Source organism: Klebsiella sp. HN106 (assembly GCF_051209435.1).
Lineage (GTDB): Bacteria > Pseudomonadota > Gammaproteobacteria > Enterobacterales > Enterobacteriaceae > Klebsiella > Klebsiella oxytoca.
On record NZ_JBLURD010000005.1, the window covers coordinates 22,391 to 37,524 of the forward strand.

A 15,134-nucleotide genomic window follows, 5' to 3' on the forward strand; every position below is an offset into this window, starting at 1 on the left:
ATTCACCCATTAGGGATGGAAGTAAAGAAACTGAACGTCAGAGACTGAAAACAGCCGCTCACGCTGTAAAACCACGTGCGCCGCGCCGCCCTGTCCCTGTAACCAGCGGGAATAGAGCCCCTCGAGTATGGCACAAAATGCATTACACCAGCGGATGCGCCGCACTTCATGGCGGCTGACCGGCAGAGCCTGATGGCGTAATCGCAGGCCTTCATCGTTCACCTCGACGCTGACGAAGCCCCACTGAAAGCGGCTTAGCAGCGCATTCATGTTGGTCTCCAGCTGGCCGAGAGTCTCAGACTCCGGCAGCGGATGTTCATCGGCCAGCGCCTCGCCCATCTGCCGCAGAAAGGGCTGGCTCTCCAGCTCACCCGCGTTGTTGACCATACCATCAACCATAATGAGCAGCAGATCGAACCATCCGGCAGGCGTTTGCTGCTGCTGAAACCACGTCATAACCTGCGCGTTATTATTGTCCGTCACGATCAGTTATCTCCCAGCATGTAGCGGATATAGAGACCAGCGGTGCTCTCGTTATAATCGCCGAAGGTGTCATAGCCAACCTGACCACCGAGCGTCATTTGTTTGTTGACTTTGTAATCTGCGCCGGCGCGTAGGGTATAGCCGATACCGCTCTTCGAAGTGGCTGAATAGTAGGCTTCTTTGGCAAAACCGTTGCTCACTGCGGTCTCGAGGGCCTGCTGCCACCCGGCGTTAGTCGGGAAATAAGCGCTCTTATCCTGGCTATAGGATTGATAGCCCACCGAGCCGCCAAGTTTCATCGTCCAGTTGTCATATTTTTCCGTCAGGCTCACCGGCAGCGATACGCTGACGTAGTTCTGCGGGCTGAAGTAGCCCCCTTGCCCGTAGGTGAAGTAGCTCAGGTTTTTCGAGTAATCCATGTAACTCATGCTCAACCCGGTCTGCAGCTGACGATACTCATCGTGGTAAGGCCGCAAATAAACTCCGGCGTTGGCGTTTATGCTGGTATTGCTGGCGACGTTTTGTCCCAGGTAGCTATAGCCCCCGCCGCCGACGTAGAAACCGGCATCGCCGTCGTCATAGCTTAGCTGCAGGGTACCGCCGTTTTTGGTCACCTGCCCCCAGGTCTTGCCGGAATAGGAATCCTTCAGCCCTACCCAGGAGAGCAGACTGTCGGTCAGCGACCGACGCTCGCCGGTAAAAATCAACGACAGATAGTTGGTCAGCTTCGGCGACCACTTTACGCCGCCCACCACGGTATTTAGATCCTGGCCCAGAGGCGTGCTGCCGATATCGACGCGGTATTCGTCGCCGCTCAGCGCCAGAGCCAGCTCCACGCCGTTGGCTTTTTGTGAATCGGTTGAGCCGCTCGCCTGATCGACATTCGGTTTCAGGCTGGAAGAGGCCAGATAGCTGGCGACCTGCCCGGAATCGTAAGTTCCGAGTTTCGCCAGATTCTCCATGCCGCTGCTGGTGGTGGCGTTAAAGTCAGAGGCCTTGAGCGTGCCCAGACCGCTCAAGGCTTCTGCCCCCGGATTGTTGGCAAAGTACGTCGTGCGCTCGGTCGCGGTCATCGCCGCAATCGCCGCCTGCTCGCTGGTCGCGGTGGAAATCATATTGGAGACTGCATTGGATAGCGGGTTCGCGCCGTAACGCCGCCAGGCGTCGCCGGTCGCCGTCCCCGCGTTCAGCGTAATCGGCGTAACGGTAAAATCGAAACGCGAATCACCAAACGGCGATGAGGACCAGGTGAGCGGGGTTTTTATCTCGCTGAGCTTACTGGTGCCGGATTCGCCGTCGCGACCGCGAACCTCCATGCCCCCCTGCAGCCAGGTGCCGGTTTTTTCCTGCAACGTCTCCATCATGGTATCCACCTGGCGCAGCATCCGGGTCTGGGCGGTTTCGACCGGCAGATCGGTGCGCTGGATCCCCGGCAGCGCGCCGCCATCCCCGGTCGATACCTGAGAGACCTGCCACGGCATATATTGCCCGTAGGCGGAGGCCGCACGCGTCGCCCCGGGGGTACGCGAAACGCCGACAAACGGATTATCCGCCGCCAGCGCGCCGCCCACGGTCGGCGTTTGCGCGCCATTGCTGCTCTGTTGTCCCAGCAGCCTGCCGCGGGCGCTGCGCAGGTAAGTCATCGCCTGCTGATGATGCCCCTGCGACTCGGCAACGCGCGCCAGCAGCAGCAAACGGTCCGGCGAATTATCCGGGCGCAGTCCACCCGCCAGCTGCGCCGCCCGTTCGCTATTCCCCGCCGAGAGTGCGACATCAATAGCCCCGCTGCGCGCATCCTGCGTCGGCGTATCGCGGGTCATCAGATAGTCATAGACGACACCGGCCTCTTTGTTCATTTTGCCGCTCTGATAGAGCCGCGCCATAGCGAACATCAGATCGGTATTTTGCGGGTCGTTCTGCATCGCGCCCATCAGCTTGTCATACGCTGCCGCGTAGTTGCCCTGCTCGCGCAGATGGTCCGCTTCGTTAATCACATAACCGTTGCGAATACTGGCCAGCTGCGTCGGCGTACTGCTTGCCTGCAGCTGCGGGTTAGTGAGCAGACTCTGCGCTTCGGTTGTCAGGCCCGCCTGGTTAAGTACCGTCACCTGATCGGCATAATCCCCGGTATTACCTGAGATACCGCCGTTAATATTGTTGCGCACCAGCGATACCGCGGTGGTGACATCACCACTCTGGGCCAGCAGCCGCGCCAGTTTACCCACATCCGCCGGGGCTTCAGGCGGCGTTGCGGTCATCGTCCTGAGCGTATTAGCAGCGGCAACGGTATTGCCCTGCGCCAGATAGCTCTCCGCCGTCGCCAGCTGCAGGTTGTAGTTCACCCGTTGTTTCAGGTCGCGCATCTGGCTGGTCTGACTGGCGGGGGGAATTCTTGCCAGCAGGGTTTGCGCCTGCTGCCAGCCGCCGTTCTCGCTGGCAAAAAGTGCCGCAGCGTACAGCGAGCCGGCGCCGGCGCCGGGACGCCAGGCGGCGCCCATAACCGCATTTGCCTCACCGTCGTTACCGGCTTTTTGCAGCATACGGGCCAGATCGAGGCGCATCCACGCATCGTCCGGATAGCGAGAAAGCCCCTGGCGCAGCATGGCGATAGCCGCCGTCACGTTACCGGCGCTGGCCTGCTCCTGCGCCTGGCGACGCAGCGAATCGCCGGGCTGTCCGATGACCACCCGCGGCTGCAGTTTTTGCTGCAGGCTTTCCGGCAGCGTGCGCAGCATCGCCTGCGCTTCTGCCGTTTTATTCTGTTCGCGCAGAACGTAATAGAGATTCTCCCGCGCCGGGCCGTTTTGCGGCTGGTCGTTGAGCAGCGCCCGTAGCGTTTGTTCGGCCTGCGGCAAATCTTTGTTATGGCGCAGAACGTCGGCGCGGAACAGCTTCGCCGCCGTGCCCTGCGTCCCGCTCTGCTGCGCCAGCGGCGCAGAGAGCGCCAGCGCCTGGCTAATATTCCCTTGCTTGTAAGCCTGCTGCGCCTGGGCGAGCTGCCCGTAAAACAGCGCATCCGCCGCCTGCTGACGACGGGTTTCCGAGCCATCGCCGCCGAGATCCGCCGCCCGGCTCAAATACTGAGAGGCCGCCTGAAAATCGCCGCTGCGCTGGGCGATATAGCCCATTCCGGCCAGCGCGTCAGCGTCCTGCGGGTTGCTTTGCAGAACCTGTTCAAACTGCTGCTTCGCCGCGGCGGTATTGCCGCTGTTGAGGTCAGAATAGCCCTGGCCGCGCGCCTGGCCGCTGCGCCGTTCGCGAAAGTAGTTCTGGACTTCAGTATCCTGCGGATGACGCTGCATCCAGGTGTCGTAAAACGGCTCATCCCCCGGCTGCGGCCCCAGCCACAGCAGCGCCTGACGCAGCCCGCTATCGGCTTCTTTGCTGCCGCTGGCCATCGGCTCCAGCATGGCGATGCCTTCCCGGCGGGTCTCTTCGCGCCAGGTGAGCACTTTGCCCAGGGCAACGCGCGGCGCGTTCTCCTGCGGATGCTGCGCGACGTATTGACGTAGTTCGCTCAACGCCTGTGGGTAGAGCGCCTTGTCGCTGGCCATGGTCATATAGTATTCGGCCGCCAGCCCGGAAGGCGGAACGTTGCCGTTAAACATACTCCGCCAGGTCGCCAGCGCGGCGGGAACATTGCCGCTGCGCGCCTGCTGTCTGGCCAGAGTGAGCTGTCCCTGCGGCACCTGCGCCATTTTTTTTGCGCTATCCAGATCCTGTAGTCCGGGGCTGTCGGGCGCCGCTTTCTCCAGCCGCGCCCGCCACTGGGCTGCGGCCTGCAGATTGCCCCCCTGCTGCGCCCATAGCGCCATCAGGTACAGCGCCTGAGCGTTGTTGGCATCCACCGATAGCACTTTTTGCAGCGATTCCATCGCCAGTTCGTCATGCGATTTTTCGTGCCAGTAGTTGGCCTGTGCGAACAACGCTTGTAGCGCGGCATCGTTACCCGCCGCGTGCGCTCCGCCGAATGCGCCAAGCGTCAGCGCGCCGGACAGGCACAGCGTAGAAAATTGACGGGCTGCATGGGTATTCATTCTGCTGGCTCTTTTCATTGGCTCTCTCCCGAATCCAGGCGCTTACGAGCATGACGTTTAAACATGGCGGTCAGCGCCAGACCCAGAATCGATGTCGTAATCAACCCCAGCACCGCCAGCAGCCCGGAGTGCTGATTGGCGTACCATACCGCCATCATGTACCACGGCATCTGGCCGCTGGGGAACGGCGTGCTGACCTGGAAGCTACGCACGCCGTTATCGCTGGTGATCACTGCCGTATCGCCGCGAATACCGGCATTGATACGCGGGGAATTAAGATCGTCTTCCAGTTTCGCCAGCTGATCGTCGCTGCTGGCCATCGCCACCACCACCACCCGCTGCGGGTTCCACGGTGAGCGATAGCTGATAAAACCGCGCCAGGCGCTGCTGGAGGAGAAATAGCGATCGGCATCGACGCCGTCGGAAGCCCAGTCGCCGCTCAGCCTGCGCTGAATCTTTTCCCACAGCGTCGGTTCACGTACGCTCAGCAGGTTATCGACCGGGGCGTAGGGGGAATGGGCCAGCAGGCGCTGGTTAAACGCTTGTTGCTCGAGGGAACTGACCGCCAGCACGTCGCGATCGCGCAGCAGCGGCGCATTGGCGCCGCCGTCAGGAACGCCCAATATTACGCGGTTGTTGGCTAACGCTTTGCCGGTTGAATTACCCGAACGGGCTGCCAGATTCAGCATCATCGCCACCTGGGTTTCCGAAGGCTGTTCCGGCAGCAGCAGCGTAGTTTGCGAATAATCCGCTAACCGGGAGAACGGGAACGAAGCGCCGACAAAATAGGAAAGATTCGGCAGCAGCGAGAAGTGCCGCGTACCGCTCAAATCGATCCACGAATCGTCGGTGATTCGACTCTTGATAGTGCTGTTCAGCAGGAGCGAACAGGGCGCGTTATCCTTCGGCACCAGGTTGAAATAGAGAGATAGCTGGTTATCACCGTAAATCAGATACGGCGCCAGCGGGATAGTAAACCGTTCCTGACGCGCGTCGCCGCCCAGATGCCGCCAGAGCTTCTCCAGCGGCCCCTGTTTGTTCATCGGTAGATTATTAAGGAAGGTGTTGTTCAGCGTCACGCTCAGCAGCGACTTATCCTCGTTAATCCAGTTCTCCGACGGGAAACGATAGCCAATTTGCAGGGGGATAGTTTCTCCATCCCACAGATAAAGATCCGGCGCGGCGCGAAAGGCCACGCGCAGCGGTTCATGCCACACGCCGCTAACGGTCATACTTTGATCCTGACGGATCAGCTCGCTGATTTTTACCGGACGATCGGTGGCGATCCAGCGCGGCGCATCGTAGGGCTTGCCGACGGGAATCGCCTGCGGATCCACGGTCATGCTGGCCGTCTGCGGGGCGAAATCGCCGCGGGTCAGGCGCCACGCGGCCATGCGCAGTGCGGCGTCATTCTGGCCGACGATCAGCAGCAGCTTATAAGCCGGATTACCGGGATTTTCCACGATCCGCAGCAGCGGTTTGTCGGTTTGCGGCAGCGTCAGGCCGCCCACCCGATCCCCGGGATGACCGATGATAATCCCATGTTTCTCGGGCAGGCGATCGCGCAGCGCGTCAAAAGCGATGCCGCGATAGTCGGCCTGAATACCCAGCCATGACGACACCAGCGCCGCTGCGCTGAAAATATCCGCCGTTGGTTTCTCCGGATACGCGATAGCGATATCCGCTGGCGTCATCTGCATACGGTCGAAAAACGGGCGCGGGAAGTGGCCCAAATCGTTGCTGATATTGAGCTGCTGGCTCTCCCAGCTAAAGTGGGAGCCGGGCAGAATGGTTACCCGCGAGGTGTCGTGAATATCGAGCCGGCACTGCAGCGCATCGCCGTCGTTAATCTTAAAGCTCAGGTTGTTGCTGGACACCATCAGCGCCGCCGGGATATCCAGCTGGTAGTGCGAAATATCCTCGCCATCAGCCCCCAGCGGCAAGGTGCCGAGCGGCTGGCCGTTGAGCATTAATTGCAGCGTGGCGTTGCGGGACGCCATCTCCGGCGAAACCTTGACCTCCAGCATCAGCTGGGCGTGGGTGACCACCTGATCGGAGGGGAGCGTAAAGCTGGCGCCGCCCTGATTTTGTCCACCGCTGAGGATAATGCCGTCCGGCATGCCCATCTGCATCAGGTTAAGATTACCGCCAACGATCGGCGTAAGCGGTACCGTATCAGGGACAACAGGCGTTATCGGCGGCAGCGCGGGTAGCGAATCCGGCTGAGCGGCGTTTGCCGACGCGGCTTCCGTCGTCGCCGGTGAATTCGCTTCGCTAGCGGGCGCCGATGCGCTGTTCGCAGCCGCATCTGGAAGCGGAAAGTTAAGCTCCGGCAATGAATCTGCGGGCATCTCCTCGCTGTGCAGCGCTGGCGCAGAGAGCACTCCAACCAGCAGCGCGAGCGTCGTTAAGGATTTCATAGACTGCCATCCTCCTGCGCGGGGTTTGCCGCAGAGGGCTGACGACGCTGGCTGCGGCGCGTCTTCCACGTCAGCCAGAAGAGTTCAAATACGCAGCGTAAAATCGTGGCGAAAGAGCGGAACGGGTTGTCCTGCGGGCGCGGCGGATTAATCCACGCATCGGCGCGGGCCAGCACCACCCGCACCAGTTCACGGCGACGGGAAAGCTGAATGTTTTCATCAAATTGCAGGCGGATAAACCGATCGTCAGCGGTGACCTGGCGTACCGGGATCGAAATCGCTCCGGACTGAAGAATTAGCTCAATCTCTTCGATTTCATCCTCCAGGTGACGCTTATCCGGCGCGCTTACGCGGCAACCGCCCATGGACAGATCTGCGGTGTGGCTGCGGGAGACAATGCCGCTGGTGTAGTGGATAAGCACCGGGATATCGACATCAATACGAATCGTTTTTCGTACCTGACGGGTTTCGCGCGCCACGGCAATGGCGGCCAGCAGGAAAATCAGGCTGTAAATCCCCCAACCGACGTTCAGCGCGATAACGTTCGGGTCTGAGCCAAAATAGTCGTGACCGATGGCGCGGACGATACCAACCACCACCCCCAGGCCCAGCAGGCAGGCGACGACCAAGTGTGGCCTGACGACGGTAAAGTCGAAGTAGCCCACGTCCAGCAGGCCGCCTTTATCGGTCACGTTGAATTTTCCGCGTTTGGGGAAAATCATGGTGACCAGCGTTGGCAGCACCAGGTGGAAGGCCAGCACGATATCGTAGATTTCGCCCCAGAAACTGTAGCGATAGCGGCCGTTCATGCGCGATCCGACATAGATCGCGAGGAACAGATGCGGCAGCGCGTAGGAAACAATCAGGCTCGCCGAGGAGTAGATGATATTCAGGTTGAACAGCAGATAGGCCAGCGGTGCGGTGACAAAGACCACGCGCGGCAGAGCGAACTGATAATAGAGCATGGCGCTGAGGTAGCACAGGCGCTGCTGGAACGTTAGCCCACGCCCAAGTAGCGGGTTATCCAGACGGAAAATTTGCGTCATCCCGCGGGCCCAGCGGGTACGCTGAATGACGTGCACCACCAGGCGTTCGGTAGCCAAACCTGCCGCCAGAGGAATATCCAGGAACGCCGATTTCCAGCCCAGACGCTGGAACTTCAGCGCGGTATGGGCGTCTTCGGTGACGGTCTCAACCGCAAAGCCACCGATCTGCTCCAGCGCAGCGCGGCGAATAACCGCGCAGGAACCGCAGAAGAAGGTCGCATTCCAGTTGTCGTTTCCCTGCTGAATCGGACCATAAAACAGCATCCCTTCGTTGGGAATATTGCGGCCGACGGAGAGATTGCGCTCGAAGGGATCCGGCGAGTAAAAATAGTGCGGCGTCTGCACCAGCGCCAGCATCGGGTCTTTGAGGAATCCCCCCACCGTTGCCTGCAAGAAGACGCGGGTTGCCACGTGGTCGCAGTCAAAAACGCAGATCAGCTCGCCGTTGGTTAGCGTCATCGCGTGGTTGAGGTTGCCTGCCTTGGCGTGTTTGTTATCGTTGCGGGTGATATACCCTACCCCAACGTCGGCGGCGAATACCGCGAATTCGTTACGCTTGCCGTCATCCAGCAAATAGATTTTTAATTTATCTTTTGGATAATCAATACATTGCGCAGCGAGCACGGTATCACGCACCACTTCAAGCGGTTCGTTATAGCTGGGAATATAGATATCTACCGTCGGCCACTGGCTCATATCATCGGGCAACGGGACGATTTCACGCTTCAGCGGCCAGACCGTTTGCAGGTAGTTCAGCAGCAACATCACCCAGATATAGACTTCCGCCAGAAACAACCCCATTCCCAGAATCGCTTCGATGGTGGAGTTGAAATGCAGGGTCTGCGTCAGACGAAAATACATATAACGGGTCGACATCAACAGCGATGTCACCACCATAATGACGGAAACGCTGCGGTTTTTACTGAAACCCATAACAAAGAGAATACCGATGCTCAGCAGGCCAAAAATAGACTGCTTTTGGCTGTCCATCGGCGTAATCACCACCAGCACGGCAATGGGCGCAAGCACCAGTACCAGCGCCCAGAAAAGCGTTTTTTTCATTCAGCAGCCCTGCAGTTAAATTAAAGACCTGACCTGCGAGGCTGGCTGTGCACCGTGCCGTCGCCGATATTGATACCCAACTGCGCAGAGATTTTTTTGGCAATAATTTCAATATCAAAGGCGGCTGCGGAGGATGAGTTAAAGTCGAGGATCGACTTCTGGGAGGCATTTGCCTCCACCACGCTTTCATCACGATGAATAATGCCCAGCAGACGATCGCCCAGCTTTTCTTCCATCAACGCCGTGACATCGCGACTGACCTGGCGACGGTTATCGCTCTGGTTAATCACAAAATAGTGACCGTGTTTAGCGTTGAGAGCGCCTCCGGTCAGGCGCTGCTTTTCCACGTGCGACAATGCGGACATCGATGCGGTATCCGCCAGCAGCGGTACCAGATGCATGTCGGCCAGCGAAGTCAGCGCCTTTAGCGCGGGTGAAGGACCCGGCGGCAGGTCGGCAACGGTAATCAGCCCAGGGTAGTTAAGCAGTGCCGCCAGCCCGCGCGTCAGGAAATGCGCGTCATGGGTCAGACGCTCATCGAACGCCTGTCGCTGCGCCTCGCTCACCTCGCCGTAGGGCAAAACGAAAATATTGCTGCCGGCGCTTAACACGCACTGGCTCCAGTCATGGAGCTCCAGCGCTTTTGCGGCATACCCACGCTCATCGCCGAGAGGCACGCCAAAATGCAGGCGCAGCGCGTTCTGCACATCAAAATCCAGAGCGAGGACTTTGCTGCCTGCGCGGGCCAACGCCCAGGCCAGGTTTGCCGCCAGGGTCGTCTTTCCTACGCCGCCTTTCGGCGAACACACGCAGATCAACGGCATGTCGCAATCCTTTCTAAGAGTGATTTCAGGGGCTGATCTTTATCTTTCGCCGCTGGCGCCACCGTTTTTGCCGCAAAGAGATGGGCAAAACCGTCCACCGTCGGCGCTATCGCCGGGCGAGGTCTGACAGCCGGAGCTGGCACGTGGCCAGATAGCGGCGCAACAGGTTGCGATACGGCTGTCCGGAACGCTTGCCCGGTCGCGGCCTCGCCTGCCTGCACTATCGGTTCTACGGCAACCGGAGCAATATGACTCACCGCGGGCACAGGCTGCGGCGCGGATGGGGCGACAGGGTCGGGAATCATTACCGACGGCGCAACCGACGATGCCGCCGGCGCGGTCTGAATGGCTGTCCGCTCCACCTGATGAAACATATTGGCCGGCACCAGCTGCGGCAGGGGTAAAGATACCGATCCTCCCATAGCCAAAGAGGATGCTTGCTCGGCAGGAATAAGCTGATTGAGAATAACCCAATCGCCTTTTTCACCGGCGCCGGTTTCTGATGAGAGGTCCTTGAATGGGAGACTGTGTGTCCGCGTCTTTTCCTTAAAGCGCTGCAAATCATCATAATGGTTCATAGATAACCTCATGATTTTAAATACATCATATTTAATCTGTTTTAATTGTCATGCTATGCCGCCAGAGCATAGTTTAATGGGTTGTTTTTTGGGGAGTTACGCCCGTCACGATACGCTAACTTTAGTATTAATTTGATTATTTTGAATAAGCCTGACTGGTTTAATTCCATAGCGGTAGTGCGGCTACACTAACAGCTCTTTTTCAAAATGATAGCCCCATTTTTTGGGCGGCAGCGTCATCAATCCCCCCGCAACCTGCCGGGCTATCAGCAGACCGTAGTTTTTTATGCCGTTTAACTTTTAAAAACCGTGTAATACGCGCCGACTGAATACGAAAGAGAAAACATTTTAATATTTTTTAATGTCTTTAGTAATCACCTGCCACGCTTAATTAAAATAATAAATAACACCGCGGCGCAAAATAAATAGCTCAGGATGTTAGCTAAAAACCAGGAATATAAAGCGTTGACCGAACAACAAGGAACAACTTCATGAATCACCTTTGCTGCTTACCCGCTCCAACCAAAGAAAGAACGAAGACAAAACAAAATATTTTCATGTAGTTATCTCGATTTCCCGCAATAACTATTGTACTGGCGTAGGGTGCCAGCATTGTTCGTTGTAGGTTTGTTCCAACAGCGCTGAGTCCGGGCTAAAAAAAGCCGAAGCACAGGCTTCGGCTTTGATTATCGGTTACCTGGATCAGCTCAGCGGCTTCTCGCCGTTTTGATCCTGGTCGACCGCAAAGCAGGCCACCAGCTGGCCGCTGTAGTCTTTCAACTGCGGTTGAAGCTGGGTACATGGGCCAAAACGGCGGCGACAGCGGGCGTTAAACGCGCATCCAGGCGGCGGATTCAGCGGGCTCGGCAGCTCGCCGGTGAGCTTGATACGCTCGCGGCGGTCATCCGGATTCAGACGCGGCGTGGCTGACAGCAGCGCCTGAGTGTACGGATGCTGCGGGTTATTGAAGATTTGATCCTTCGTCCCTTTCTCCACGCAGCGGCCCAGATACATCACCATGACTTCATCAGCGATATGCTCCACGACCGACAAATCGTGAGAGATGAAGACGTAAGAAAGCCCCAGATCCTGCTGTAAATCCATCATCAGGTTCAGCACCTGCGCGCGCACCGAAACGTCCAGCGCGGAGACCGGTTCATCGGCAATCACCACGTCCGGGTCCAGCATCAGACCGCGGGCAATCGCGATACGCTGACGCTGGCCGCCGGAGAACATATGCGGATAACGGTCGTAATGTTCGGTTTTCAGACCCACTTTCGCCATCATCGCCAGCGCCTTCTCCCGGCGCTGCTCTTTGCTCAAGCTGGTGTTGATCTGCAGCGGCTCCTCGAGAATCTGCCCCACCTTTTTACGCGGGTTAAGCGAACCGTAGGGATTCTGGAACACAATCTGGATTTTCTGCCGGCGCAGCTTCTGCGCCTGCGGATCGTGCTTCAACAGGTCCTGTCCCTGGTAGTAAAGCTCCCCGCCGGTGGGAATTTCAATCATCGTCAGCAGACGACCGAGCGTCGACTTGCCGCAGCCAGACTCCCCTACCACCGCCAGCGTTTTACCGCGTTCAAGGGTAAACGAAACGCCGTCCAGCGCTTTGACCAGGCGTTCCGGCGCAAACAGCCCCTTCTTCACCGGGTAGTATTTTTTCAGATCGGTGGCCAGCAACAGAGGCTGTTGCGTGATGGCCTCATGCGTACTCATAGCCCAGGCCTCCCGGCATCATCAAGTGGGTAATGACATTTCGACTGGCGACCGCCGTTAAGCAGGTTCAGCTCAGGTTCTTCACTGCGGCATTTGTCTGTCGCATAGGGGCAGCGCGGATTGAGCAAACAGCCGTTCGGACGGTCGTATTTACCCGGCACCACGCCCGGCAGCGAGGCAAGGCGCGCTTTATCCTGAGCGAACTCCGGCAGCGCGCGCAGCAGCGCCTGCGTATAGGGGTGACGAGGCGCGCGGAAGATATCCTTCGCGTCGCCGGTTTCCACCACCTGCCCCGCGTACATGACGATGATTTTGTGCGCCGCTTCGGCCACCAGCGCCAGATCGTGGGTGATCAGGATCAGCGCCATATTCTCTTTTTGCTGCAGCTCAAGCAGCAACTCAATGATCTGCGCCTGGATAGTCACATCCAGCGCCGTCGTGGGTTCATCGGCAATCAGCAGCTTTGGCCGACAGGCGATGGCCATCGCAATCATCACGCGCTGGCTCATACCGCCGGAAAGCTGATGCGGATAGACATCAAGACGCGAAGCCGGGTCGGGGATACCGACCAGCGTCAGCAGGTCAATAGCCCGCTGCACGCGGGTTTTCTTGTTGCCGCCCTGGTGCACCTTAATGGCTTCCATAATCTGGTAGCCGACGGTATAGCACGGATTCAGGCTGGTCATCGGGTCCTGGAAGATCATCGCCACTTCCGCGCCCACCAGCTGGCGGCGCTCTTTTTCGGAAATGCGCTTCAGGTCGCGACCGTTAAACTCCAGCTTTTCAGCCATCACCCGGCCGGGATAGTCAATCAGCCCCATAATCGCCAAAGAGCTAACCGATTTACCCGAACCGGACTCGCCGACGATACCAACCACTTCGCCCTGATTTACGCTGTAGCTCACGCGATCTACGGCGCGGAACGGCGTCCCTTCGTCGCCGAAGTGCACCGAGAGTTTATCTACATTTAATAACGCCATCTCGAACCTCTTACTGCTTCAGTTTGGGATCGAGCGCGTCACGCAGACCGTCACCCATCAGGTTAAATGCCAGCACCGTCAGCAGGATAGCGACACCGGGAAAGGTGACGACCCACCAGGCGCTCTGCGCGAACTGCAACACGTCGGAGAGCATCGTGCCCCACTCCGGTGTCGGCGGCTGCGCACCCATGCCAAGGAAGCCAAGAGCGGCCATATCGAGAATGGCGTTAGAGAAGCCCAGAGACGCCTGAACAATCAGCGGCGCAAGGCAGTTAGGAAGAATGTTGATAAACATCTGACGCATCGCGCCAGCCCCCGCCACGCGGGAAGCGGTGACGTAATCGCGGTTCACCTCTACCAGCACCGCCGCGCGGGTCAGACGCACGTAGTGCGGCAGGGCGACAAAGGTCAGCGCTATTGAGGCATTGACGATCGACGGGCCGAAGATGGCCACCAGCACCAGCGCCAGCAGCAGACTTGGCAGAGCCAGCATAATGTCGACAACGCGCATAATGACCGAGTCAATCACGCCGCCAAAATAGCCCGCGACAAGACCGAGCACCACACCGAGGATCAGCGATAGCACAACGACCAGACAGCCTACCAGCAGCGACAGGCGCGCGCCGTACATCAGGCGCGACAGGATATCGCGGCCAACGTCATCGGTGCCGAGCAGGTGGGACATGCTGCCGCCCTCCTGCCAGAACGGCGGAGCCAGCAGCGCATCGCGGAACTGATCCGCCGGATTGTAAGGCGCGAGGAAGTTGGCGAAGACGGCGATGATGATCATCACCGCGACATAGGCCAGCCCCACGACGGCGCCTTTATTACGTTTAAAATAGTGCCAGAACTCCTGCAACGGGGTCATTGGCACCGGCGCGGCGACAACTTTATTTTCAGTAACTTGTGACATGATGGCCCCTTACTTCTTATGCCGGATACGCGGGTTCACCACGCCGTACAATAGGTCGACCAGCAGGTTGACGAGAATAATCATCGTCGCCACCAGCAGCACCCCGCCCTGCACCACCGGATAGTCGCGGCGCTGCAGCGCATCAATCAGCCAGCGGCCAAGGCCCGGCCAGGAGAAGATGGTTTCGGTCAGGATAGCCCCCGCCAGCAGCGTACCGACCTGCAGGCCGATAACCGTGACCACCGGCAGCATCGCGTTACGTAAAGCATGCACGATGATTACCCGCATCCGCGTCAGGCCTTTCGCGCGCGCGGTACGGATATAATCCTCACCCAGCACTTCCAGCATCGACGAACGGGTCATACGCACGATCACCGCCAGGGGAATCGTCCCCAGCACCACCGCGGGCAGGATCATATGCATTACCGCATCAATAAAGTCGCCCGGCTCGCCCCAAATCGCGGTATCGATCAGCATAAATCCGGTCAACGGCAGGGTATCGTCAAGGAAGACGGTATCGCTGATACGCCCGGAAACCGGCGTCAGATTGAGCTGCACCGACACCAGCATGATTAGCATCATGCCCCACCAGAAGATGGGCATAGAGTAGCCGGTCAGCGCGAGGCCAACGGAGGTGTGGTCGAAGATAGAGCCGCGCTTAACCGCCGCCAGCACGCCCACCGGGATACCGACAATGACGGCAAAAATCATCGCGCAGACGCCCAGCTCCATCGTGGCTTTAAAGCGCGGTACGAACTCTTCCCAGACGGGAATACGGCTTTTCAGCGAGATGCCCAAATCACCGTGCATCACGCCCCAAATATAGTTGACGTACTGCTGCCACATCGGTTTATCAAGGCCCATCTCGGCCAGCAGCTGCGCGTGACGTTCAGGGGAAATACCACGTTCGCCCGCCATAATCATCACCGGGTCGCCGGGAATCATATGAACGAAGGCAAAAGTGAGAAGGGTAATACCGATAAATGTCGGGATGACAAGTCCCAAACGTCGGAGAATGAACTGCAACATAACCCGGATTCTCTCTAGTGACGACCCGCCTGGTGACAGGACGTCT

The 15,134-nt window shown here is 58.5% G+C and carries 9 protein-coding genes and 1 pseudogene; all 10 read right to left on the reverse strand.

Annotated features, from left to right (window positions below):
• Positions 1-9: 9 nt before the first annotated feature.
• The 10 genes and pseudogenes from bcsD to dppB all read right to left on the reverse strand — a co-directional run bounded on the left by bcsD (position 10) and on the right by dppB (position 15,088).
• Complete coding sequence (bcsD, locus tag ACSIPU_RS14375; protein ID WP_196557658.1) at positions 10-486, reverse strand: cellulose biosynthesis protein BcsD; 477 nt, start codon at positions 484-486, stop codon at positions 10-12.
• On the reverse strand, positions 486-4,538 hold the full coding sequence (locus ACSIPU_RS14380) for a cellulose biosynthesis protein BcsC (RefSeq protein ID WP_196557644.1): 4,053 nt from the start codon (positions 4,536-4,538) through the stop codon (positions 486-488). Before ACSIPU_RS14380 ends, bcsD begins: the two co-directional genes overlap by 1 nt.
• Positions 4,535-6,940: a cellulose biosynthesis cyclic di-GMP-binding regulatory protein BcsB gene (gene bcsB, locus ACSIPU_RS14385; protein WP_123830042.1), complete on the reverse strand. Its 2,406-nt coding sequence runs from the start codon at positions 6,938-6,940 to the stop codon at positions 4,535-4,537. The genes ACSIPU_RS14380 and bcsB overlap by 4 nt, the downstream gene beginning before the upstream one ends.
• Positions 6,937-9,048 (reverse strand): UDP-forming cellulose synthase catalytic subunit, encoded by a 2,112-nt coding sequence (bcsA, locus tag ACSIPU_RS14390; protein ID WP_004106724.1) that lies wholly within the window; start codon positions 9,046-9,048, stop codon positions 6,937-6,939. Before bcsA ends, bcsB begins: the two co-directional genes overlap by 4 nt.
• A gap of 20 nt (positions 9,049-9,068) precedes the next feature.
• Positions 9,069-9,861, reverse strand: a pseudogene (gene bcsQ / locus ACSIPU_RS14395) (cellulose biosynthesis protein BcsQ).
• Position 9,862: 1 nt separating this feature from the next.
• A complete protein-coding gene (locus ACSIPU_RS14400; protein WP_134883525.1) occupies positions 9,863-10,450 on the reverse strand; it encodes a cellulose biosynthesis protein BcsO in 588 nt (195 codons plus the stop codon).
• A 702-nt stretch (positions 10,451-11,152) separates the two neighbouring features.
• Complete coding sequence (gene dppF / locus ACSIPU_RS14405) at positions 11,153-12,166, reverse strand: dipeptide ABC transporter ATP-binding subunit DppF (RefSeq protein ID WP_049591478.1); 1,014 nt, start codon at positions 12,164-12,166, stop codon at positions 11,153-11,155.
• Positions 12,163-13,146, reverse strand: a complete 984-nt coding sequence (gene dppD / locus ACSIPU_RS14410; protein ID WP_016807730.1) for a dipeptide ABC transporter ATP-binding protein — start codon at positions 13,144-13,146, stop codon at positions 12,163-12,165. The genes dppF and dppD overlap by 4 nt, the downstream gene beginning before the upstream one ends.
• 10 nt (positions 13,147-13,156) lie before the next feature.
• Positions 13,157-14,059, reverse strand: coding sequence for a dipeptide ABC transporter permease DppC (gene dppC / locus ACSIPU_RS14415; RefSeq protein WP_004106740.1), 903 nt, complete (start codon positions 14,057-14,059; stop codon positions 13,157-13,159).
• 9 nt (positions 14,060-14,068) lie between these two features.
• The gene (gene dppB, locus ACSIPU_RS14420; protein ID WP_004106742.1) at positions 14,069-15,088 is read right to left on the reverse strand and encodes a dipeptide ABC transporter permease DppB; all 1,020 of its coding nucleotides are present in this window, start codon (positions 15,086-15,088) and stop codon (positions 14,069-14,071) included.
• Positions 15,089-15,134: the final 46 nt, after the last annotated feature.

Excerpts from the sequence above, each read along its gene's own strand:
- ACSIPU_RS14380 (WP_196557644.1), bottom strand. The coding sequence starts at position 4,538 with ATGAAAAGAGCCAGCAGAATGAATACCCATGCAGCCCGTCAATTTTCT.
- bcsB (WP_123830042.1), bottom strand. The coding sequence starts at position 6,940 with ATGAAATCCTTAACGACGCTCGCGCTGCTGGTTGGAGTGCTCTCTGCG.
- bcsA (WP_004106724.1), bottom strand. The coding sequence starts at position 9,048 with ATGAAAAAAACGCTTTTCTGGGCGCTGGTACTGGTGCTTGCGCCCATT.
- ACSIPU_RS14400 (WP_134883525.1), bottom strand. The coding sequence starts at position 10,450 with ATGAACCATTATGATGATTTGCAGCGCTTTAAGGAAAAGACGCGGACA.
- dppF (WP_049591478.1), bottom strand. The coding sequence starts at position 12,166 with ATGAGTACGCATGAGGCCATCACGCAACAGCCTCTGTTGCTGGCCACC.
- dppD (WP_016807730.1), bottom strand. The coding sequence starts at position 13,146 with ATGGCGTTATTAAATGTAGATAAACTCTCGGTGCACTTCGGCGACGAA.
- dppC (WP_004106740.1), bottom strand. The coding sequence starts at position 14,059 with ATGTCACAAGTTACTGAAAATAAAGTTGTCGCCGCGCCGGTGCCAATG.
- dppB (WP_004106742.1), bottom strand. The coding sequence starts at position 15,088 with ATGTTGCAGTTCATTCTCCGACGTTTGGGACTTGTCATCCCGACATTT.